The 20566-nt window shown below is 49.4% G+C and carries 20 protein-coding genes and 1 tRNA gene; 16 read left to right on the top strand and 5 right to left on the bottom strand.

The genetic code is table 11. The features are described from left to right. The first annotated feature begins 38 nt into the window (after positions 1-38). The 6 genes from odhB to Q7T66_RS11200 all read left to right on the top strand — a co-directional run bounded on the left by odhB (position 39) and on the right by Q7T66_RS11200 (position 5708). Positions 39-1295 (top strand): 2-oxoglutarate dehydrogenase complex dihydrolipoyllysine-residue succinyltransferase, encoded by a 1257-nt coding sequence (odhB, locus tag Q7T66_RS11225; RefSeq protein WP_304933419.1) that lies wholly within the window; start codon positions 39-41, stop codon positions 1293-1295. 96 nt (positions 1296-1391) lie between these two features. Then, positions 1392-2819 (top strand): dihydrolipoyl dehydrogenase, encoded by a 1428-nt coding sequence (lpdA, locus tag Q7T66_RS11220; protein ID WP_304933418.1) that lies wholly within the window; start codon positions 1392-1394, stop codon positions 2817-2819. A gap of 9 nt (positions 2820-2828) precedes the next feature. Continuing rightward, entirely contained in the window at positions 2829-3239 is a 411-nt protein-coding gene (locus Q7T66_RS11215) for a hypothetical protein (RefSeq protein WP_304933417.1), read from the top strand. Positions 3240-3377: 138 nt separating this feature from the next. After that, positions 3378-4475, top strand: coding sequence for a cell division protein ZapE (gene zapE / locus Q7T66_RS11210; RefSeq protein ID WP_304933757.1), 1098 nt, complete (start codon positions 3378-3380; stop codon positions 4473-4475). A gap of 41 nt (positions 4476-4516) precedes the next feature. Beyond that, positions 4517-5227, top strand: a complete 711-nt coding sequence (locus tag Q7T66_RS11205) for a hypothetical protein (protein ID WP_304933416.1) — start codon at positions 4517-4519, stop codon at positions 5225-5227. Between the two features lie 277 nt (positions 5228-5504). Next, positions 5505-5708: a cold-shock protein gene (locus tag Q7T66_RS11200; protein WP_009665193.1), complete on the top strand. Its 204-nt coding sequence runs from the start codon at positions 5505-5507 to the stop codon at positions 5706-5708. Between the two features lie 103 nt (positions 5709-5811). On the opposite strand, the gene Q7T66_RS11195 is transcribed toward Q7T66_RS11200, so the two are convergent. After that, positions 5812-6234 (bottom strand): thioredoxin family protein, encoded by a 423-nt coding sequence (locus Q7T66_RS11195; RefSeq protein WP_304933415.1) that lies wholly within the window; start codon positions 6232-6234, stop codon positions 5812-5814. A 129-nt stretch (positions 6235-6363) separates the two neighbouring features. On the opposite strand from Q7T66_RS11195, the gene tsaB reads away from it, so the two are divergent. The 4 genes from tsaB (at position 6364) to Q7T66_RS11175 (ending at position 9374) form a co-directional block, all read left to right on the top strand. Next, positions 6364-7062, top strand: a complete 699-nt coding sequence (tsaB, locus tag Q7T66_RS11190; protein WP_304933414.1) for a tRNA (adenosine(37)-N6)-threonylcarbamoyltransferase complex dimerization subunit type 1 TsaB — start codon at positions 6364-6366, stop codon at positions 7060-7062. After that, positions 7059-7562, top strand: coding sequence for a ribosomal protein S18-alanine N-acetyltransferase (gene rimI, locus Q7T66_RS11185; RefSeq protein ID WP_304933413.1), 504 nt, complete (start codon positions 7059-7061; stop codon positions 7560-7562). The genes tsaB and rimI overlap by 4 nt, the downstream gene beginning before the upstream one ends. Beyond that, positions 7559-8416 carry a uracil-DNA glycosylase family protein gene (locus tag Q7T66_RS11180; RefSeq protein WP_304933412.1) on the top strand — a complete coding sequence of 286 codons (858 nt, stop codon included), beginning with the start codon at positions 7559-7561 and terminating at the stop codon, positions 8414-8416. The genes rimI and Q7T66_RS11180 overlap by 4 nt, the downstream gene beginning before the upstream one ends. Before the next feature lie 61 nt (positions 8417-8477). Further along, on the top strand, positions 8478-9374 hold the full coding sequence (locus Q7T66_RS11175; RefSeq protein ID WP_304933411.1) for a DUF1853 family protein: 897 nt from the start codon (positions 8478-8480) through the stop codon (positions 9372-9374). 65 nt (positions 9375-9439) lie between these two features. On the opposite strand, the gene lplT is transcribed toward Q7T66_RS11175, so the two are convergent. Then, positions 9440-10702 carry a lysophospholipid transporter LplT gene (gene lplT / locus Q7T66_RS11170; RefSeq protein ID WP_304933410.1) on the bottom strand — a complete coding sequence of 421 codons (1263 nt, stop codon included), beginning with the start codon at positions 10700-10702 and terminating at the stop codon, positions 9440-9442. 169 nt (positions 10703-10871) lie between these two features. On the opposite strand from lplT, the gene alr reads away from it, so the two are divergent. Together alr and radA are read left to right on the top strand one after the other, a co-directional pair. Further along, positions 10872-11960, top strand: coding sequence for an alanine racemase (gene alr, locus Q7T66_RS11165; RefSeq protein ID WP_304933409.1), 1089 nt, complete (start codon positions 10872-10874; stop codon positions 11958-11960). 30 nt (positions 11961-11990) lie between these two features. Continuing rightward, the gene (gene radA / locus Q7T66_RS11160) at positions 11991-13361 is read left to right on the top strand and encodes a DNA repair protein RadA (protein ID WP_304933408.1); all 1371 of its coding nucleotides are present in this window, start codon (positions 11991-11993) and stop codon (positions 13359-13361) included. 27 nt (positions 13362-13388) lie between these two features. Here the strand turns inward: radA and hpnE are convergent, their stop codons facing one another. From hpnE to hpnC, 3 genes are all read right to left on the bottom strand, one after another. Then, on the bottom strand, positions 13389-14708 hold the full coding sequence (gene hpnE / locus Q7T66_RS11155; RefSeq protein ID WP_304933407.1) for a hydroxysqualene dehydroxylase HpnE: 1320 nt from the start codon (positions 14706-14708) through the stop codon (positions 13389-13391). Between the two features lie 31 nt (positions 14709-14739). Further along, positions 14740-15573 (bottom strand): presqualene diphosphate synthase HpnD, encoded by an 834-nt coding sequence (hpnD, locus tag Q7T66_RS11150; protein WP_304933406.1) that lies wholly within the window; start codon positions 15571-15573, stop codon positions 14740-14742. 152 nt (positions 15574-15725) lie between these two features. Next, the gene (gene hpnC / locus Q7T66_RS11145) at positions 15726-16565 is read right to left on the bottom strand and encodes a squalene synthase HpnC (RefSeq protein ID WP_304933405.1); all 840 of its coding nucleotides are present in this window, start codon (positions 16563-16565) and stop codon (positions 15726-15728) included. Positions 16566-16943: 378 nt separating this feature from the next. Here hpnC and Q7T66_RS11140 point away from each other — a divergent pair. The 4 genes from Q7T66_RS11140 (at position 16944) to clpX (ending at position 20516) form a co-directional block, all read left to right on the top strand. Next, positions 16944-17030: transfer RNA gene (locus Q7T66_RS11140), tRNA-Leu, on the top strand. A gap of 28 nt (positions 17031-17058) precedes the next feature. Continuing rightward, positions 17059-18405, top strand: coding sequence for a trigger factor (gene tig, locus Q7T66_RS11135; RefSeq protein WP_304933404.1), 1347 nt, complete (start codon positions 17059-17061; stop codon positions 18403-18405). Positions 18406-18434: 29 nt separating this feature from the next. Further along, entirely contained in the window at positions 18435-19064 is a 630-nt protein-coding gene (gene clpP / locus Q7T66_RS11130; RefSeq protein ID WP_304933403.1) for an ATP-dependent Clp endopeptidase proteolytic subunit ClpP, read from the top strand. Positions 19065-19241: 177 nt separating this feature from the next. Then, positions 19242-20516: an ATP-dependent Clp protease ATP-binding subunit ClpX gene (gene clpX / locus Q7T66_RS11125; protein WP_304933402.1), complete on the top strand. Its 1275-nt coding sequence runs from the start codon at positions 19242-19244 to the stop codon at positions 20514-20516. Positions 20517-20566: the final 50 nt, after the last annotated feature.

Genomic DNA, 20566 nt, shown 5'->3' with positions numbered 1-20566 from the left:
CTGGCATGTTGTATGAACAAACCGAAACGGAGAGTTAAATGGCAATTCTAGAAATCAAAGTTCCGCAACTGTCGGAATCCGTTGCAGAAGCAACCTTACTGCAATGGCATAAAAAAGTAGGCGAGACCGTCACCCGTGACGAAAACATGATCGATATCGAAACCGATAAAGTCGTGCTTGAGTTGCCGGCACCAGCCGCTGGCGTAATTACGCAAATCGTTCGCGACGACAACAGTGTTGTCGTCGCTGGCGAAGTCATTGCCTTGCTCGATACAGACATGTCGGCAGTTGCCGCTCCTGCCGCAGCAGCCCCGGCTGCTGCACCAGCATCTGTTGCTGCGTCTGTCGCCGCTCCTGCTACTGCAAGTGCGCCTGCATCTTCAAACGCCAGCGGCATTGCGATGCCGGCTGCTGCCAAGATGTTGGCCGAGAATAAATTGGCTACAACAGATGTTGCTGGTACTGGCAAAGATGGTCGCGTTACCAAAGGTGATGTCATCAATCAGTTGGAGAAAAAACCAGCCGCATCAACGCCGGCCGCCAAACCAGCATTGCAACAAGTTGCCACACCAAATTCGCCAGCCTCGCTTGCGAATCGTCCGGAAGAGCGCGTGCCGATGAGCCGTTTGCGTGCACGTATCGCAGAACGTTTGCTGGAATCTCAAGCGACCAACGCAATTTTGACGACGTTCAACGAAGTCAATATGCAGCCAGTGATCGACTTGCGTACCAAGTACAAAGACAAGTTTGAAAAAGAGCATGGCGTCAAACTCGGCTTCATGTCTTTCTTCGTCAAGGCAGTGGTTGCTGCACTGAAGAAATATCCGATCATCAATGCATCCGTTGATGGCAATGACATCGTGTATCACGGCTATTTCGATATCGGTATTGCGGTCGGTTCACCACGCGGTTTGGTCGTGCCTATCTTGCGCGATGCAGATCAAATGTCGATTGCCGACATTGAAAAGAAAATCGGTGAATTTGGTGCCAAAGCTAAAGAAAGCAAGTTGACGCTGGATGATTTGACCGGCGGTACGTTCTCGATTTCGAACGGCGGTATTTTCGGTTCGATGTTGTCGACACCTATCATTAATCCACCGCAATCGGCGATTCTGGGCGTGCATGCAACCAAGGATCGTGCGGTTGTTGAAAACGGTCAGATCGTGATTCGTCCTATGAACTATTTGGCGATGTCTTACGATCACCGCATTATCGATGGGCGCGAGGCGGTATTGGGCTTGGTCGCGATTAAAGAAGCACTGGAAGATCCAGCTCGCTTGTTGCTGGATCTCTAAGATAGCTCAGATAAAAAGACACGCGAGCGCATCGAGTTTTATGTTCCATGCCTCCGTGTCTTTTTGTTTATGTGAAAAACTTCGCGGGATAAAGATATGTCGAAAAATTTTGATGTGGTGGTAATAGGTGGTGGCCCAGGTGGCTACATCGCGGCAATTCGTGCAGCGCAATTAGGATTCTCAACGGCCTGTATCGATGAATGGAAAAATGCCAAGGGCGGCGCAGCACCAGGTGGAACATGTACCAATGTAGGTTGCATTCCATCCAAGGCTTTGCTGCAATCGTCGGAGCATTATGAACACGCAGGTCATGCATTTTCCGAACACGGGATCGAAGTCAAAGGTCTGTCGCTGGACATGAAGAAAATGTTGGGGCGCAAAGACACGGTCGTTAAGCAAAACAACGATGGCATCTTGTACCTGTTCAAAAAGAATAAAGTGACTTTCTTCCACGGGCGTGGATCGTTTGTCAAAGCGGTCGATGGTGGACACGAAATCAAGATCGCTGGTGCGACTGAAGAAAGCATCATCGCTAAACATGTGATCGTGGCCACTGGCTCTAATCCGCGCTCACTGCCAGGCGCAGATTTTGATGAAAAATTGATACTGTCGAATACGGGTGCGCTCGCTATCGCGGACGTACCTAAACGTTTGGGCGTGATCGGCGCGGGCGTAATCGGCTTGGAAATGGGCAGCGTCTGGCGTCGCCTCGGTTCTGAAGTAACCGTGCTCGAAGCATTGCCAGCCTTCCTTGGCGCAGTGGATGAGCAAGTCGCGAAAGAAGCGCTCAAGCAATTCACCAAGCAAGGTCTGGCGATTAACCTCAGCGTAAAAATCGGTGCGATTACGGCTGGCAAGAATGATGTGACGGTGAACTATGTCGATGACAAGGGCGCCGCACAAAAAGCAGTGTTCGACAAATTGATCATATCGATTGGTCGCATTCCAAACACCATCGGCTTGAATGCAGAAGCAGTTGGTTTAAAACTCGACGAGCGCGGTTTCGTTGCCGTAGATGGTGATTGCAAAACCAGCTTGCCAAACGTGTGGGCAGTCGGTGACGTGGTACGCGGTCCTATGCTGGCGCACAAGGCAGAAGAAGAGGGCGTTGCAGTCGCAGAACGTATTGCCGGTCAGCATGGCCATGTGAACTTTAATACGATTCCATGGGTCATTTATACATCGCCGGAAATCGCCTGGGTCGGCAAAACCGAACAGCAATTGAAAGCAGAAAAAATCGCTTATAAAGCCGGCTCTTTCCCTTTCCTGGCAAATGGTCGTGCACGTGCTTTGGGTGACACAACGGGTTTCGTCAAGTTTTTGGCTGATGCAAAAACCGATGAAATTTTAGGTGTACATATTATCGGGCCGCAGGCGTCTGAGTTGATTTCGGAAGCGGTTGTTGCAATGGAGTTTCGTGCTTCGTCGGAAGATATTGCACGTATTTGCCACGCACATCCGTCCTTGTCAGAAGCGGTAAAAGAAGCAGCGCTCGCTGTCGATGGCCGGGCTTTGAATTTTTAGGAGCAGTTTATGCGCTTGATCACTTGTTCTGCTTTATCTCTATCATTGTTGTTGGGCGCATGTGCGACCGGCGGGCAAGGTGACGGGCGCGTCTCGATTGCGACCGCCAGCAATGGTCAGGAATTTGGCGGTGCAAATTGTGCTGTGATGACCGGTGCAGGTAGCTGGAACATCACGACACCGGCTACCTTGCAATTGGGTAGCGCGAATGGAGAGCTTCGCATAGTCTGCAACCGCTTCGGTTATCGCACGTCTGAGTTAAGATTGCCGCCGCTGGGTCAAGCTTCTGGCTCCAATATGGGCGTTGGTTTGGGCGGCGGTAGCGGCGGTGTTGGAGTAGGTCTCGGTTTCAGCCTGCCTATCATGACGGGTGGTGGCAGTTATCCGCCACGGGTTGTGGTGAACATGTATCCGCAGTAAACGTTTGCAATAAGTGTTTGCGGTCAGTAAGAGCACTGCAATGAAATTATTTGGGCGAGTCACGACTCGCCCATTTTTATCTGTGCGCAAGACCATTACTTTGCTTATTAAAACTGAAGAGAATTGGATTTGAACAGGATGAATGTTCAGGAGTTTTATGACCAGGCCTTGTTGCAGCGTGAATTCAGTGCGGACGAAGCGCAGAGAAATGCGGTTGTTCGACTGCAGCAAGCATACGATGAATGGGTAGAGTACAAGGCGCAGCGCGCCAATGCATTTCTGCGGTTTCTTAAACCGCCGGAGATTCCACGTGGCGTGTATATGTGGGGTGGTGTTGGTCGCGGCAAATCGTTTTTGATGGACAGTTTTTATTCCGTCGTGCCAGTTGTGCGCAAGACGCGTGTCCATTTTCATGAATTCATGCGCAGCGTGCATAGAGAACTCGACGAATTAAAAATGATTGCCAATCCCTTGGATGAAGTGGCGCGGCGACTTGCAAAAAAATACCGACTGATTTGTTTTGACGAATTTCATGTCACCGATATTGCTGATGCGATGATTCTGTACAACCTGTTCAAGGCCTTGTTTCAGAATGGCGTGTCGTTCATCATCACCTCGAATTTCGAGCCTGATACGCTTTATCCGGATGGCCTGCATAGAGATCGCATGTTGCCGACAATTGCGCTGCTAAAAGAAAAGCTCGACATCATGAATGTCGATGGCGGCAACGATTACCGCAAGCGCGCATTGACGCAGGTTAATGCGTATCACACACCACTAGGCGCGCAATCAGATGAAGCTTTGCGCACGGCATTTGCACGGATTGCAGAAACCAGTGATGAAAACCCACTCATCAATGTTGAAGGGCGCCAGCTCAAGGCCTTACGACGGGCGGGTGGTGTAATATGGTTCGACTTCGCGACATTATGTGGTGGGCCCCGCTCGCAAAATGACTATCTGGAAATCGCCAGTCGTTTTCACACCGTTGTATTGTCCGATATGCCTGCGATGTCGGTCGGCATGGGCTCAGAAGCGCGCCGCTTTATCTGGTTGATCGATGTGCTCTACGATCACAAAGTCAAATTATTAATATCCGCAGCGGTTGAAATGGATAAGCTCTATACAGATGGTGCGTTGCTGATGGAATTCCAGCGCACCGTTTCGCGTTTGATCGAGATGCAATCTATCGAATACATGGAAGCAGAACGTCGTCATAGCGGCAATGCGATTCTGTAATCCACCAAGAACGTAATTAAACTTAATTGAAATTGTAATTTATGAAATTGTTTTTGAAGATGTTAGTCGCCGGCTCGGTACTTTTGTCCAGTCAGTTTGCATGGGCGCAAACTCCTGCGCCTCTGGATGAAACCGCCTTGCACTTTTATTCTGTGCAAGATGATGTCGCCAAGTATCCCGCAGGTTCAATTCAATCACACGAAGCTGCGGCCAGTGCGCTCGAGATGGTGACGACTGCGCGTGCCAATATCGAAGCGCGTTACAAGGTCGATCAACGTACTTGTTATCCCAAATTCTTTACGACTTCATGCTTGAATAAGGCGACCGAGCGTCGCCGTCTTGAGTTACTGATGGTCAAGCCGGTAGAAATTGAAGCAAATGCCTATGTACGACAAGCCCGTGTTGTAGAGCGTGACAAACGTTTAGCAGAAAAAGCCGCCGAGAATTCGGGCAAGCCGATGTTGACTGAAACACCAGGTGAGAACAAAGCGGCAACCGATGCTAAAAATCTGGAAAGCGAAAAAAATAGCGCTTCCAAGGAAACTGCACGCAAGGCTAGAGCAGATGCTTATGCCGATAAAAATGCCAAGTACGCAGAGAAACAACAGAATTTGAAAGAAAATGAAGCTGCTGAAGAGCAAAAGCGGGCGGAAAACATCAAAAAATACGAGGAAAAAGTAAAAGCCTCAGAAGCTCGCCAAAAAGAGATTCTGGAGAAAAAAGCCGAAAAAGAACGGGCACATTCAAATTGACAACAATGTTGGATCTGAATTTAGTGAATGCAAAGAATTCGAAGTGGTTTAAAAATCATCAAATTTTCATAAAAACAATGTTCGTTAAATACCTCAAATCACAGGTGCTTTCATGCAACATTGCGTAATTATCAAAGTTTAACTATTTTATTTTTTTTCGGTATATAATCATTCATCGTTGAGATTCGAGCTAGTGGTGCAGTATGTCTGTCATTCCTGTCTTGGTTGAAACGATCTAACGGGCAACTGCCCAACTTAACTGAAATTAGGAATTGCAATGGCAACTGGTATCGTAAAATGGTTCAATGATTCGAAGGGCTTCGGCTTTATTACACCTGACGAAGGCGGCGAAGATCTGTTCGCTCACTTCTCGGCTATTCAGTCGAGTGGTTTCAAATCACTGCAAGAGAACCAACGCGTTTCTTTTGAAGTGACTGCTGGCCCTAAAGGCAAGCAAGCTTCGAACATTCAGCCTATCTAAGCTGAATCAAGCGAAATAGAAAATCCTCGGTTCGCCGGGGATTTTTTTTGTCCAAAATTTCGCGAATAAAAAAATAAAAGCGACGAAGTGTCGTTGCCAAGACTCAGTCTTGCATCAACGCCTTGCGAAGATTACGTTCCAACTGCCACTCTTTATGTTCAGCACTGCTTTGTGTCTGCAGCTTTAACTCGGATTCGGTTTTATCTGCATGCGATGTAATCAAACGATGCGCTATGCGATGATCAGGCATCATCGTTCCGTAAAACATCACGTCGTCACCACGTTGAATTAAAAGTGTAGGGAAATTCTCGACATCAAAATCGCCGATTACATCTGCGCGATCTTCAATATCTATCCAAACAAAAAGCTTGTCCGGATGTTGCGCGGCCAGTTCATCAAAACCTGGGCGATAACTAGTGCATACGTCGCACCACGCCGCGCACAGACACGCCACGACCCAAGTGTCATCTTTCATGAGTTGCGCTAACTGGCGCTGGTTTTCGGGCTGTAGTGTGATACTTGGCATGACAGTATTTTACCGGTTTCTCTCGGGCGACGAGTGAATCACTCGTGCGCTGTAGTACTTCTCATTATTTCTCTATCAAGTTGTATGCGTTCCAAGCGTCTTCCAGCGCGCGCGCTGTAAAATACCGCCATGTCTATTATTCTCGCTATTGAAACATCTTCTGAACTAGCCTCCGCGGCCTTGTTGCGTGACGGCGTCGTGACGTCAGCAGAGGCGGCTGGCGTTGTGACGCACTCCCAAAGCATCTTGCCTATGGTGCAGAGACTACTCGCTGATGCGGGCATTAAATTAGCAAATTGCGATGCGATTGCGTTCGGCTCGGGACCGGGTTCGTTTACCGGTGTGCGCACTGCGTGCGGAATTGCACAAGGGCTTGCTTATGGCTCCAATCTTCCGGTTTTGCCAACGGTGACATTGCTGGCTCTAGCGCAAGCTTGTTATCAGAAAACTGGTGCACGCGATGTATTGGCGATGCTGGATGCACGCATGGGCGAAGTGTATTGGGCGCAGTATAGATTTGATCAAACGTGGCAAATAGTCGTGCCGCCGACTTTGTCAGCGCCAGCGGACGTAGTGCCGGTCAGTGAGGTTGTCGCTTGTGGTAATGGCTTGAATGCGTATGCAGCCGATTTTTCATCACGTTCTTTTTACAGTGAAGAGCTGAAAGATTGGGTACCGCACGCGACGCATATTGCGCATTTGGGTGCGATTGCATTTGCACAAAGACTGGCCGTGCCGGCCAAGTCTGCTGAGCCACTGTATTTACGTAACAAGATTGCATTGACGACAAGCGAACGTCTTGAGAAGGCAGCAAAGGCAGCCGCATGAGTTCAGTGCAAAGTCCGATTCCACCGTTGGCATCACCGCCACCACGTCCGCTCAAACTGTATTTTTATCGTATGCAGTCGTCGGATATCAGCGATGTGCTGGCGATTGAAAACGACGTTTATCCGTTTCCATGGACCCGAGGAAATTTCATGGATTCCATCAACAGCGGCTATGAAACCTGGATACTGCGTGACGGTGCAGGCGTATTGAATGGATATTTTTTGTTGATGCCATCAGTGGATGATGCACATTTGCTGAACATCACTGTGCATCGTGATTTGCAAGGTAAGGGCATTGGACTTTTACTATTGGATAAGGCAAAAGCCATTACGTCGGATAGAAAGCTGCATGCACTTTTACTGGAAGTGCGTCCATCGAATACGCGTGCTGAAAAAATTTATGAGCGTTATGGATTTGCGCGCATAGGCGTTCGCAAAGGATATTATCCAGCGCCGAATAATCAAAGAGAAGACGCAATTGTGATGAAGTTGGATCTATGAGCGATCAAAACCGTCGTGTGGCATTTCTGAATGAAATGGGCTTGGGTCCCGTCTGGTCGCGACGTGGCGCTGCGACTTTGCTGGAGCAGGATGATGCTCCAGCTGATGCGCCTGTGCCTGTCATTTCATCCGTCACGGCCAGCGCTCCCGTAGAAAAAGAATTACGTGTTGCGGAGAATACGTCATCGGCTTGGGCTGATGTGGCGCCCGCCAAAATCGCTGCAATTTCGCCTGTTGTAACGAAACCGACTATCCCGGTTACCGAAGTCGCACAAATGGATTGGGAACAGCTCAAGTCTGTGGTCTCGACTTGTACGCAATGTGATTTATGCAAAAGCCGTACACAAACAGTATTCGGTGTCGGTGATCAAAAAGCCCGATGGTTATTTGTTGGCGAAGGCCCTGGACGCAACGAGGATTTCCAAGGCTTACCTTTCGTTGGCCCAGCTGGAAAACTGCTCGACAATATGTTCGTCGCGATGGGCATGAAGCGTGGCGAGAATACCTACATCGCGAATATCGTGAAGTGTCGCCCGACGGATTCGAACAAACGCGATCGCCCACCTGCAGGAGAAGAGTCGCGCTCCTGCATGCCATATCTCGAGCGGCAAATTGCATTAATCAATCCAACAGTCATCGTCGCACTTGGCAAAACTGCCGCCTTATCTCTATTGAAACTTGATCCTGCAACGCCGGTAAGCAAGTTGCGCGGCACCGTGCATCGTTATGCTGGCCTACCTGTCATCGTCACTTATCACCCTGCGTACTTGTTGCGCAGCCCAGCGGACAAGGGCAAGGCATGGGCTGACTTGTGTCTTGCCATGCAAACCTACACCGGCAGTGCAGACGCTTAAATCTGCGGATAATTTCCACACTCAATTCCACCAGCGCTGCGGCGGGTTGAACGATGCGCACGTGCGCGCCTTGGCCTGGCTATTACTGGCTCCCGATTTGCTTGATACGCATGCGCCGCAATGGAACGACAAGATCGCGACGCTACCCGCATATCTGCTGGATGGCGTAGATGAGTGGCTGCAAAATCTGGATCGCCAGCCTGAAACCTTACACAACTATCTTGATCTGCAACCATTCGCCCGACTAGGACGTTATGCCGAGAAGTTGATGGCGTTTTTTCTTGAGCAAAAGGGCGTGCTATTTGCACATGGTGTGCAAGTACGCGCAGGAAAAAACAGCACGATAGGCGAGTTCGATTTTTTGTTGTGGATCAACGAGCAACTAATCCACTGGGAATTTGCTACCAAATTTTATTTGCTGGAATCCAGCGGTGCTGGCGACGATGCGGATTATTTTGTCGGGCCGAATCTGGCAGATACGCTGGGTGCAAAAATGCACAAGATACTCGATCGGCAATTACTTCTTTCCACACATCCTGCCGCACAAATTCATTTGCCCGAACCTGTTAGCCGTGCGCAGGCCTTGGTGAAAGGGTGGCTTTTTTATCCTGAGAATGAATTACAGCAAACATCTTTATTCGGTACATCTGCCGCGCATTGCCGAGGCTTCTGGTGCACGCTTTCTGAAACCATGAATTTAGGCGCCGAGTGCTACGCAATCTTGCCGCGCTTGCAGTGGCTCGCTCCTGCAAAATTGCCTGCACAGCAGACGATGGACAAACAAGAGCTGCAAAATTATCTGGCCGAATACTTCATCGACGATACGATGCCGGTACTGGTGGCCTTGCTGGAAATAAGTGGAGAGGTTGCGCTAGAGGCGAGTAGGGGATTTATCGTGCCAGATGACTGGCGCACGCGCGCTGGACAAAGAGTAAAGCTCGCACACCCATCGGTATAAAACTACTGGAGTGATGTTTTAAATAATCTGAATAATCGGACGATGATTCAGATTGTTAAAACTAATTAATGCTTGTGTTCGCCGATCAAGGACAGCGAATCATGCTCACGTTGATTTGCCGCGTGGCGACGCATGATCAGGAACATGATGCCGGATACCGACAAGCCAAACATGACGATAACAATGTTGATATCCAGATCCAGTTTGACCATCAATGCGTAGAGCAACAACATCGTCAACACTGACAGATTTTCATTGAAATTCTGTACTGCAATCGAATGGCCTGCGCTCATCAAGACGTGACCACGATGCTGTAACAGCGCATTCATCGGTACCACAAAATAACCTGACAAAGCACCGACCAGTACCAGCAATGGATACGCGAGCCAAACCGTGTGCACCATCGTCATGATGACGACGACGAAGCCCATGATGACGCCTAAAGGCATCACGGATAATGATTTTTTCAATGGGACAAAGCGGGCGGCTGCGACGGCACCAATGGCAACACCGACAGCCACCACACCTTGCAGAATGGCGGCTTTATCCAGCGGCATGCCCAAAGCTTTGCCGGCCCATTTCAAGACGATGAACTGCAAGGTCGCACCTGCGCCCCAGAACAGAGTCGTGACAGCGAGTGAAATTTGACCGAGTCGGTCTTTCCACAAGGTCGTAAAGCAGTGTGCAAAGTCGCCGATTAATTTGATTGGATTACGTTGCTGGTGCGGATAACGCGCGCCAGTGTCAGGAATTTTTAGATTGAAAAGTGCTGCCAAGATATAGAACACGGCAATAATGCACAGCGCAGTTTCTGCAGGTGTATTAATACCGAGGTCAATAAATGGGATGTCGAAAGCCAATAGTTTGGCGGCAATACTTGGATTGATTAACGCACCGCCAATCACCGTACCGAGAATAATAGAAGAAACTGTGAGTCCCTCGATCCAGCCATTTGCCGCCACCAGTTTTTCTGCAGGCAAAAGTTCGGTCAAGATGCCGTATTTGGCGGGGGAATAAGCTGCTGCACCAAAGCCGACGACTGCGTAGGCGATCAATGGATGCACATCAAAGAACATCATGCCGCAACCGAATATCTTGATCAGATTGGTGACGAACATCACGCGTCCTTTAGGCAAGGAATCCGCGAATGCGCCTACGAAAGCGGCGAGCAATACATACGAAAGGACGAAGAAAAGCTTCAGCAATGGCGTCATCCAATCGGGCGACTTCATTACTGTCAACAAGGCGATAGCCGCAATGAGGAGGGCGTTGTCGGCGAGCGATGAAAAAAACTGCGCCGCCATGATGGTGTAAAAACCGCGATTCATACGTATTGATCTACTTATCTATGTCAATGTCTATGTGTCTTCGGCTTGCTTTATACCATGAAAATATAATACTTCGAACGAATTGCCCCTCATTCATTGAGACGCGTCCGGTAAAATAAGGCACTCTTCTTGATTCCAGCTTGTGATTTAACTTTCTTTACATTTGCTTATGCCTAGACCGCTCGTTGCCACCATCGATATTGCTGCTTTGCGCCATAACTTAGGCGTTGCAAAACGTTGTGCGCCGAATTCAAAAGTCTTGGCAGTAGTAAAAGCAAATGCATACGGGCATGGACTGGAACGCAGCATGCGCGGTTTTGCTGAAGCCGATGGCTTGGGCCTGATCGAAATCGATAGCGCCGCAAGATTGCGTCAGCTCGGCTGGACAAAACGGATAGTGTTGCTCGAAGGTTTTTTTGATGCATCTGATCTGCCGGGAATCATTGAACACCGACTTGATACCGTTGTGCATTGCATAGAGCAACTTGAAATACTGGAAAATGCGAAGCTGAACGGCAAGCTGGATGTACATCTCAAAATCAATAGCGGCATGAATCGTTTGGGATTTGTGCCATCTGTCTGCAAGGGTGTTTATAAACGCTTGCGTGCAATATCTGCGGTACGGGATATTTCCTTCCTTACACATTTCGCCAATGCAGAAGATGCGAGCAATGCTCGTGTTTCGCTGCAGCAGCAAGTACAGCGTTTTGAAACAGCAATTGAAGGCCTGCCAGGTGACAGATGTTTATCGAACTCTGCCGCCGATCTAATGCATCCTGAGTGTGCAGCAGATTGGGTTCGTCCTGGTGTGATGCTGTATGGCGCAACGCCAGCAGATACGACTGCAGCGGAGTTTGGGTTGAAACCTGCGATGACCTTGCGTAGCGAAATTATCGGTATCCAGCATATCGTCGCTGGCGATGCAGTTGGTTACGGCAGCAGCTTTGTCGCTGATAAACCGATGACGATAGGCGTCGTGGCATGTGGCTACGCTGATGGTTATCCGCGCCATGCGACCAGCGGCACACCTGTCGTGGTTGATGGCATCAAGACACGGATGGTAGGGCGTGTCTCGATGGATATGATCACCGTCGATTTAACGCAAATTAAAAGCGCTCGTGTTGGCAGCAAAGTTGTGTTGTGGGGCGCAGATTTGCCAATTGACGAAGTCGCCAATGCGGCAGGCACAGTCGGCTATGAATTGATGTGTGCGATCGCGCCCCGCGTGCAGATTGCTGAAATTGACAGCCCTGAATAATTTAACCCATTCCATTTGAAATAGATCCTGATGGCAAAAGCCAAAACCAATTACACCTGTAGCGAATGCGGCGGTATTACCAATAAGTGGGGCGGCCAATGCCCAGCTTGCGGCGCATGGAATACCTTGGTGGAAACAGTCGTCGAAACTGGCTCGAATCGCTTTTCAGTACAACATCAAGGCTTGACGCAATCAGCCCCCGTATTGAGTCTGGCCGATATCGAGGCGACCGACGTACCGCGTTTTGGCACAGGTATAGAAGAGTTTGATCGGGTACTTGGTGGTGGTTTGGTTGCAGGCGGCGTGGTCTTGATCGGTGGCGATCCCGGCATCGGCAAGTCGACCCTGTTATTGCAAGCGTTGGCAAATCTGTCGAAGATCAAAAAAGTTTTGTACGTCAGTGGTGAAGAGTCAGGCGCGCAGATCGCCTTGCGTGCAAAGCGCCTTGCAGTCGATGCAAAAGACTTGAAGCTGCAAGCCGAAATCCAGCTCGAAAAAATTCTTAATACTCTGGCTGAGCATAAGCCGGATGTGGCGGTCATCGATTCAATTCAAACTGTTTATTCGGATGCGCTTAGTTCAGCGCCAGGCTCTGTTGCCCAAGTACGCGAATGTGCAGCCCAACTGACGCGCGTTGCCAAGCAAACTGGTATCACCATCATCATGGTCGGTCACGTGACGAAAGAAGGTGCGTTGGCCGGTCCGCGTGTGCTGGAACATATCGTTGATACAGTTTTGTATTTCGAAGGCGATACGCATTCCAGCTTCCGTCTGGTGCGCGCAATCAAAAATCGCTTCGGTGCGGTGAATGAGTTGGGCGTATTCGCGATGACGGAAAAAGGATTGAAGGGCGTATCCAATCCTTCTGCCTTGTTCTTGTCGCAGCATGACAATCCTGTGCCCGGTGCTTGCGTGATGGTGACGCAAGAAGGAACGCGTCCCTTACTGGTTGAAATTCAAGCTTTGGTGGATACCTCGCATTTGCCAAATGCACGTCGATTGTCAGTCGGTTTGGAACAGAATCGTCTCGCAATGCTCCTTGCAGTGATCCACAGGCATGCTGGTGTCGCTGCATTTGATCAGGATGTCTTCATCAATGCGGTTGGTGGTGTCAAAATCACCGAGCCTGCGGCCGATCTTGCGGTATTGCTGGCGATTCATTCGTCGATGCGCAGCAAACCTTTGCCGCGTGGTTTAGTGGTGTTTGGTGAAGTAGGGCTGGCAGGTGAAATTCGTCCAGCACCGCGCGGACAAGAACGTTTGCGCGAAGCGGCCAAGCTTGGATTCTCAATTGCATTGATTCCAAAATCGAATGCGCCCAAGCAAAAAATTGAAGGCCTGACCATCATTGCGGTAGAACGAATTGATGAAGCGTTGAACCGCGTGCGCGAGCATGAATAAAGAAGCTTTAACTTTCTTTATTCAGACTTAAGTAAAACTCTCGTTTAATAATTTTGCTGCTTTCACACCACTACGCACAGCTGATTCCAGCGTCGCAGGATAGTCACTAGCCAGGTAATCGCCGGCCAAGACTAGATGAGGAAACTCGGTCTGTTCTTGCGGACGTTGCAATGCAGGTGTACATGAAAACGTCGCGCGCTTTTCGGTAATGATGCGACTCCATTCCGGCATTGCCAATTGTGGCGTATTCAGAGTGTTGGCAAGTTGCGCCGCAATTGCAGCAGACAAAGCTTCATGTCCCAATTCAATCGCTTCTGTCGACGCGCTGACTATGACCGCGAATAAACCATTTTGCGTCGCCTCCAACTGACCTCTATCAAATACAAACTGCCCCCAGCATCCAGTCGCAGGATCATCATTCAACGCATAGAACGGAATAGCTAGTTTGGTACCGGCGGGATATTGCAGATAGCAAGTGGTGATAGGTTCGTATTCAAAAGACGGAATATCTGGCGGCATAGTTACATCGCCTAGCAACGAAGCTGCCTGGCTTGCAGAAGTCGCAACGACAATCGCGTCGTAAATTTCATTTTCTGTTTTATCTTGCATAGCGATCCAACGATCATCGTTCTGCACAATTTTTTGAACAGCTGCGCCTAGTTTAATTTGCCCGCCGTGCTGTTCAACAAACGCAGATGCTTGTTGCGGGAATAGTGCGGTTAAATCCACGCGTGGAATCAACATGTCTGATGCAGCGCGACTCGCGCCCAGGCTATCGCGCAATACATTCAAAAATATTTGCGCAGACGCACGTTCAGGCGGCGTGTTCAACGCAGCGATACAGAGCGGCCGCCACATTAATTTAATCAGCCTATCGGTTTGATCGAAGCGTTGCAGTAGCTCGCTGACGCTGCAATCGTCATGCATGCGCCAGTCCATCCAGCGCGCGGCTGATGAGAAACGAGCCAGCGCCATTTTGTCCGCACCCGCAAGTCCTGTGCTGCGCAACAAGGCTGCAATCAAATGAAATGGCGCTGGAAGCCGGGGTGCAACGAAGTCCATGCCGTCGGCATTATTTGGATAGCGCATTTGCAAGGGCAGGCGCAGTAACGCTTTTTCTTCATCGACGCCCACTCGCTGCAACATACGCAAGCTTTCTGAATAAGCGCCTAACAAAATGTGCTGACCGTTATCCAGCAGCTTGCCGTTAATCTCGACCGCGCGGGCGCGACCCCCTAAGGTGCGTGACGATTCGTATAGTGTGATTTTGTGGCCGGCAACGGCCAGCTCGACCGCCGCTGCGCATCCCGCCCAACCCGCGCCGATGACAGCAATGGATTTGCTCATGCGATGGAGAGTGCGCTAGACATTAACCGCATTAACCACGCACATAGGTAATCCATGCGAGCCAGAGTTTGCGTATCGGCGTCAGCGAAATACGTTGATTCAAAACATGGAAGCCGTCATGTTCGACTTCATTCAAGACGGCTCTATAAATCGCCGCCATGATCAAGCCGGGACGCTGTGCGCGTCTATCTTCTTTCGGTAACAAGGCAAATGCCTCGTCATAATATTTTTGCGCGCGCGCTGCCTGGAACTGCATCAGCTTTTCAAAATTTTCGCTATGACGCGCATTCAAGATATCGGCAGCGGTGACGTTGAATTGTTGTAGTTCATTAACCGGCAAATAGATACGACCTTTGCGGGCATCTTCGCCAACATCACGAATGATGTTAGTGAGTTGAAATGCGAGTCCTAGTTTTTCTGCGTATTCCAATGTCTGCGGATTCGTGACGCCGAAAATTTTTGCAGACAAAATGCCGACTACGCTCGCCACATGCCAGCAATATTTTTGCAAGCCAGGAAAATCGAGATAGCGTGTTTGATCCAGATCCATTTCCATGCCATCGATGATCGCAAGTAAATGCTGCGTATCAAGCGAGAATGTCGCCAGATGTGGTTGCAGTGCTTTCGCAACCGGATGCGTAGGCGTGCCGGCTGTCATTGCAGCAACCTCGCTACGCCACCAACTCAATTTGGTACGTGCGATTGCAGCGTCTGTGCATTCATCAACCGTGTCATCGACTTCGCGGCAGAAGGCGTAGAGAGCAGTGATGGCACGACGGCGATCCGCCTTCAGGAAAAGGAAGCTGTAATAAAAGCTGGAGCCACTTTGTGCGGCTTTTTGTTGGCAGTAATCGTCGGGTGACATAAAAGTAGGGCAAGTAGGGCAGGTAGAGCGCTTGGCGCTGATGAAGCCGCTATGCTAGCCGACTAAGGCAATCGGGACAAATAATGTTGCTGTCTCGTGTCTGATTTTTTGATACGCATACAAGCTGGCGGCAAAAGAATTTGGTATTGCGCTCACTTTGCAGAATCGGATCTCAAGTTTGTTTTCATACTAAGTGCTCGCCATACCAACAATAGCCAATTGCTTTTCCCCAATTTGGGACGACGTTGAAATACATCGTAATCGCCGGCTTCTATACACTCCAAGACCCGCAAGCCACCTTGTACTACCAAACGCAATTCCCAACCTATGCGACCCGGCAAGCGCAATGCCAGCGGTGCGCCTGATAACAGCATGCTGCGGGCACGCGCAACTTCAAATTGCATCAGCTTGCGCCATGCATCATCAATCAGTTGGCCTGTGATGTGATCTTCATTGACATTGAATTGTTGCATGTCGGCTAGCGGTAAATAAATACGCGCTTTTTGAATATCTATCGCGACGTCTTGCCAGAAGTTTATCAACTGCAGGGCAGAGCAGATGTTGTCCGAATCACGCAAATTTTCTTCGTTGGCCGCGCCGTATAAATGCAGCATCAGCGTGCCAACCGGATTGGCGGAACGACGGCAGTAATCCAGTAATGCTGAAAAAACGACGTAGCGCGTTGTGACAACATCTTGTTTGAACGCGGATAGCAAATCGCGGAATGGTTGCAAGGGCAGCTGATACTCGGCAATGACTTTTGCCAGATCGCGAAACAGTGCGGTGTTTGGTGTGCTTCCGGCCTCGATCTGGTCTAGTCCATCTTCGTATGCATTCAATGCTGCGAGACGTTGATCGTCGCTGGCGTCGCCTTCATCTGCCAAATCGTCGGCGCTACGCGCGAATGCATAAATGATTTCGACGGCTGGACGCAATTTTGCCGGCAGCAAAATAGAGGCAACAGGGAAATTTTCGTAGTGATCGACAGCCATGGATGGAAAGACTCGGTGCGCGTAGAGATGATCGCTTCGTAAAACTATTATTAAAATATTTATAACGGAGCAGAAAGCCAGCCCGCATAGTAAATGAAAATGATGTCTGGCTAGCAAATAAGCGTTTTGCGAAAAGCTGAGGTTTATCTTGAAATCAAGCTTCAAAATTGCCGATAAGCAAAGCAATAAGGCATTTTCAGGACGTCACCGTAGCTTTCAAAATAGGCAAACTGTCAAAATCTGCGCAGGCGCTGCAAAATCCAGTAAAATCCCGGGTTGAAGTTGAACGGCCTATACAAAAGGCAGTGCAGGGCGACCCACAGTTTCACTTCCAGGTCGCCCTTTGCTTTTGTATTCGCGCACTTAGTGCACATTCCCGCGAGGATGGCGAAATTGGTAGACGCACCAGGTTTAGGTCCTGACGCCAGCAATGGTGTGGGGGTTCGAGTCCCCCTCCTCGCACCACAGAATTCTTTATTTTTGGATGATTCACATGGCAACTGCAGTCGAAACTTTGGACAAACTTGAACGCCGTATCACGATCACCGTGCCAATGGCTGATGTACAAGCAGAAGTTGAAAAACGCCTGAAAGTACGTGCTCGTACCGTCAAGGCGCCAGGCTTCCGTGCCGGTAAAGTGCCGATGAAAATGGTCGCGCAACAATACGGCTATCAAATCGAAAACGAAGTGCTGAACGATAAAGTCGGTCAGGCATTCGGCGAAGCAACCAACGAAAACAAGCTGCGCGTAGCTGGTTATCCAAAAATTGAAGCCAAGAACGAAGATGTCGCTGAAGGCACACTGGCTTTCAACGCTACGTTCGAAGTTTACCCAGAAATCAAAGTAGGCGATCTGGCTACAGCAGAAATCGAAAAGACAACTGTTGAAGTCAGCGATGCTGAAATCGACAAAACCATCGATATCCTGCGCAAGCAACGCGTGCATTACCACGTCAAAGGCGAGCAAAGCGCGCACGGCGACGGCGGCTCTGATCTGACCGCTAAAAACGGCGACCGCGTGACTATCGATTTTGTCGGTACTATCGACGGCGTTGAATTTCAAGGCGGCAAAGCAGAAGGCTACGCTTTTGTATTGGGCGAAGGCCGCATGCTGGCTGAATTCGAAGCGGGCACGATCGGCTTGAAAGTCGGCGAATCCAAAACTTTCCCATTGTCGTTCCCAGCCGATTACCACGGTGCAGATGTAGCTGGCAAAACTGCCGAGTTCACGATCACCCTGAAACAAATCGAATGGGCGCACATGCCTGAAGTCGACGCAGAATTTGCAAAATCGCTGGGTATCGAAGACGGCGATCTGACCAAAATGCGTGCAGACGTCAAACAAAATCTGGAACGTGAAGTCAGCAACCGCGTAAAAGCGCGTACCAAAGACAGCGTCATGGATGCGTTGATCAAAATCAGCGAATTCGACGTACCTAAAGTGCTGATCGACCAAGAAACACAACGTTTGATGGAATCGACCCGTCAAGACATGACACAGCGCGGCATGAAAGTCAGCGACTTGCCTTTCCCTGCTGAATTGTTCACCGAACAAGCAGAACGTCGCGTACGTTTAGGCTTGATCCTGGCCGAAGTTGTTAAAGCTAACGACCTGCAAGCAAAGCCAGAACAAGTCAAAGCGCAAGTTGAAGAGTTCGCACAGAGCTACGAAGACCCAACTCAGGTTCTGAAGTATTATTTCAGTGACCGTAATCGTTTGGGCGAAGTAGAAGCTCTTGTATTGGAAGAAAACGTCGTCAATTACGTGTTGGGTAAATCCAAAGTGACCGACAAGTCGGTTGCGTTCGATGAATTGATGGGCAATAACGCACAAGGCTAATCGCTTTGTGCGCTCCATAAGGAAAGCACATGACCACTAGCATGACTCGTACTTCCGCTCTAGATACCGACATGCTCGGTATGGTCCCAATGGTGATCGAGCAGAGCGGTCGCGGCGAACGCGCGTACGATATCTATTCGCGTTTGTTGAAAGAACGCATTATCTTTTTGGTCGGACCGGTCAATGACCATTCGGCGAATCTGATTGTTGCGCAGTTGCTGTTCCTTGAAAGCGAAAATCCGGACAAGGATATTTCCTTGTATATCAATTCGCCAGGCGGTTCTGTTTCGGCAGGCATGGCGATTTTCGATACGATGCAATTCATTAAACCGAATGTATCGACCTTGTGTACCGGTCTGGCTGCATCGATGGGTGCTTTCCTGTTGGCTGCTGGTGAAAAAGGCAAACGTTTTTCCTTGCCTAATTCACGCATCATGATTCATCAGCCCCTGGGCGGCGCACAAGGACAAGCTTCTGATATCGAAATTCAAGCGCGCGAAATTTTGTATCTGCGTGAACGTCTGAATGCGATTCTTGCTGAAAGAACCGGCAAATCGATAGATGAAATCAGTAAAGATACAGATCGTGATAACTTCATGTCTGCCGACGCTGCTGTCGCATACGGCATGATTGATAGTGTTTTAGCAACACGCGCCTGATAGTATTGTATTTGTTGTACAAACTGACGCCCGGGCGCTTAAACGTTCGGGCGTTTTACATTGTGATCTTATAGCGGTGGCGTTGCTTTTCGTGCACGACGTGACGAATCCGTAATTCGCAGGTAATATCAATCCGCAACCAAGATCAATCTGTATCAACCATAGATAACGCGCACCATGTCAGAGAAAAAATCCTCAAGCGGCGAAAAATTGCTCTATTGCTCGTTCTGCGGCAAGAGCCAACACGAGGTTAAAAAACTTATCGCCGGACCATCCGTGTTCATTTGCGATGAGTGTATCGACTTGTGCAACGACATCATTCGTGATGAAGCCTCCAGTGTAGAAACATTGGGCACCGGCCCACGTACGGATCTGCCAACACCGCAGGAATTATGCGAGTTGCTGGATCAATATGTCATCGGCCAAAATTCCGCCAAGCGCATTTTGTCTGTAGCGGTTTATAACCACTACAAACGCCTGAAGCATCTCGGTAAAAAAGACGACGTCGAACTGGCCAAGAGCAACATCTTGCTGGTCGGTCCAACTGGCTCCGGTAAAACCTTGCTGGCACAAACTCTGGCGCGTACGCTGGATGTGCCTTTCGTCATCGCCGATGCAACCACGCTGACTGAAGCTGGTTATGTTGGTGAAGACGTAGAAAACATCATTCAAAAGTTACTGCAAAACTGTAACTACGAAGTCGAGCGCGCGCAAAAAGGGATCGTCTACATTGATGAGATCGACAAGATTTCACGCAAGTCGGACAATCCGTCGATTACCCGTGACGTTTCGGGCGAAGGCGTACAACAGGCTTTGCTGAAACTGATCGAAGGCACGATGGCGTCGGTACCACCACAAGGTGGTCGCAAGCATCCTAACCAGGATTTCGTGCAAATCGATACCACCAACATCATGTTTATTTGTGGTGGCGCATTCGACGGGTTGGCAAAAATCATTTCCGAGCGCTCCGAGAAGAGCGGTATCGGCTTTTCTGCAACGGTTAAGAGTCGCGAAGAACGTACGGCAAGCCAGGTCATGCTGGATACTGAACCAGAAGATTTGATCAAGTTCGGTCTGATCCCGGAATTGGTAGGTCGTTTGCCAGTCGTAGCGACTTTGCGCGAACTGGATGAAGAAGCCTTGATCCAGATCTTGCTTGAGCCAAAAAATGCCTTGATCAAGCAATATTCCAAATTGCTGCAAATGGAAGGCGCTGAGTTGGAAATCCGTCCAGCCGCCTTGCAAGCAATTGCGAAGAAAGCGATTGCACGCAAGACTGGTGCGCGTGGTTTGCGTTCGATTCTTGAACACGCATTGCTCGACGTCATGTACGAATTGCCAAACGAGCAAAACGTTTCCAAGGTTGTCATCGACGAAGGCACGATTACCAACGGTGCAAAACCATTGCTGATCTATCACGAGCAACCTAAGGTTTCAGGCGCAAAACAGTAAATTTCTGCAAAAACAGCAGGAAATATCAAAAAACAGGCTCTTTTGAGCCT

This window comes from Herminiimonas sp. (genome assembly GCF_030655415.1).
This window is presented reverse-complemented; position numbering and strand designations above follow the sequence as displayed.

Bases quoted from the DNA above. Each gene is read 5' to 3' on its own strand.
- tsaB (WP_304933414.1), top strand. From the start codon at position 6,364: ATGTCTATTATTCTCGCTATTGAAACATCTTCTGAACTAGCCTCCGCG.
- lplT (WP_304933410.1), bottom strand. From the start codon at position 10,702: ATGAATCGCGGTTTTTACACCATCATGGCGGCGCAGTTTTTTTCATCG.
- Q7T66_RS11195 (WP_304933415.1), bottom strand. From the start codon at position 6,234: ATGCCAAGTATCACACTACAGCCCGAAAACCAGCGCCAGTTAGCGCAA.
- hpnC (WP_304933405.1), bottom strand. From the start codon at position 16,565: ATGGCTGTCGATCACTACGAAAATTTCCCTGTTGCCTCTATTTTGCTG.
- hpnD (WP_304933406.1), bottom strand. From the start codon at position 15,573: ATGTCACCCGACGATTACTGCCAACAAAAAGCCGCACAAAGTGGCTCC.
- tig (WP_304933404.1), top strand. From the start codon at position 17,059: ATGGCAACTGCAGTCGAAACTTTGGACAAACTTGAACGCCGTATCACG.
- zapE (WP_304933757.1), top strand. From the start codon at position 3,378: ATGAATGTTCAGGAGTTTTATGACCAGGCCTTGTTGCAGCGTGAATTC.
- radA (WP_304933408.1), top strand. From the start codon at position 11,991: ATGGCAAAAGCCAAAACCAATTACACCTGTAGCGAATGCGGCGGTATT.
- odhB (WP_304933419.1), top strand. From the start codon at position 39: ATGGCAATTCTAGAAATCAAAGTTCCGCAACTGTCGGAATCCGTTGCA.
- Q7T66_RS11200 (WP_009665193.1), top strand. From the start codon at position 5,505: ATGGCAACTGGTATCGTAAAATGGTTCAATGATTCGAAGGGCTTCGGC.
- rimI (WP_304933413.1), top strand. From the start codon at position 7,059: ATGAGTTCAGTGCAAAGTCCGATTCCACCGTTGGCATCACCGCCACCA.
- Q7T66_RS11205 (WP_304933416.1), top strand. From the start codon at position 4,517: ATGAAATTGTTTTTGAAGATGTTAGTCGCCGGCTCGGTACTTTTGTCC.
- Q7T66_RS11180 (WP_304933412.1), top strand. From the start codon at position 7,559: ATGAGCGATCAAAACCGTCGTGTGGCATTTCTGAATGAAATGGGCTTG.
- clpP (WP_304933403.1), top strand. From the start codon at position 18,435: ATGACCACTAGCATGACTCGTACTTCCGCTCTAGATACCGACATGCTC.
- Q7T66_RS11215 (WP_304933417.1), top strand. From the start codon at position 2,829: ATGCGCTTGATCACTTGTTCTGCTTTATCTCTATCATTGTTGTTGGGC.
- hpnE (WP_304933407.1), bottom strand. From the start codon at position 14,708: ATGAGCAAATCCATTGCTGTCATCGGCGCGGGTTGGGCGGGATGCGCA.
- lpdA (WP_304933418.1), top strand. From the start codon at position 1,392: ATGTCGAAAAATTTTGATGTGGTGGTAATAGGTGGTGGCCCAGGTGGC.
- clpX (WP_304933402.1), top strand. From the start codon at position 19,242: ATGTCAGAGAAAAAATCCTCAAGCGGCGAAAAATTGCTCTATTGCTCG.
- alr (WP_304933409.1), top strand. From the start codon at position 10,872: ATGCCTAGACCGCTCGTTGCCACCATCGATATTGCTGCTTTGCGCCAT.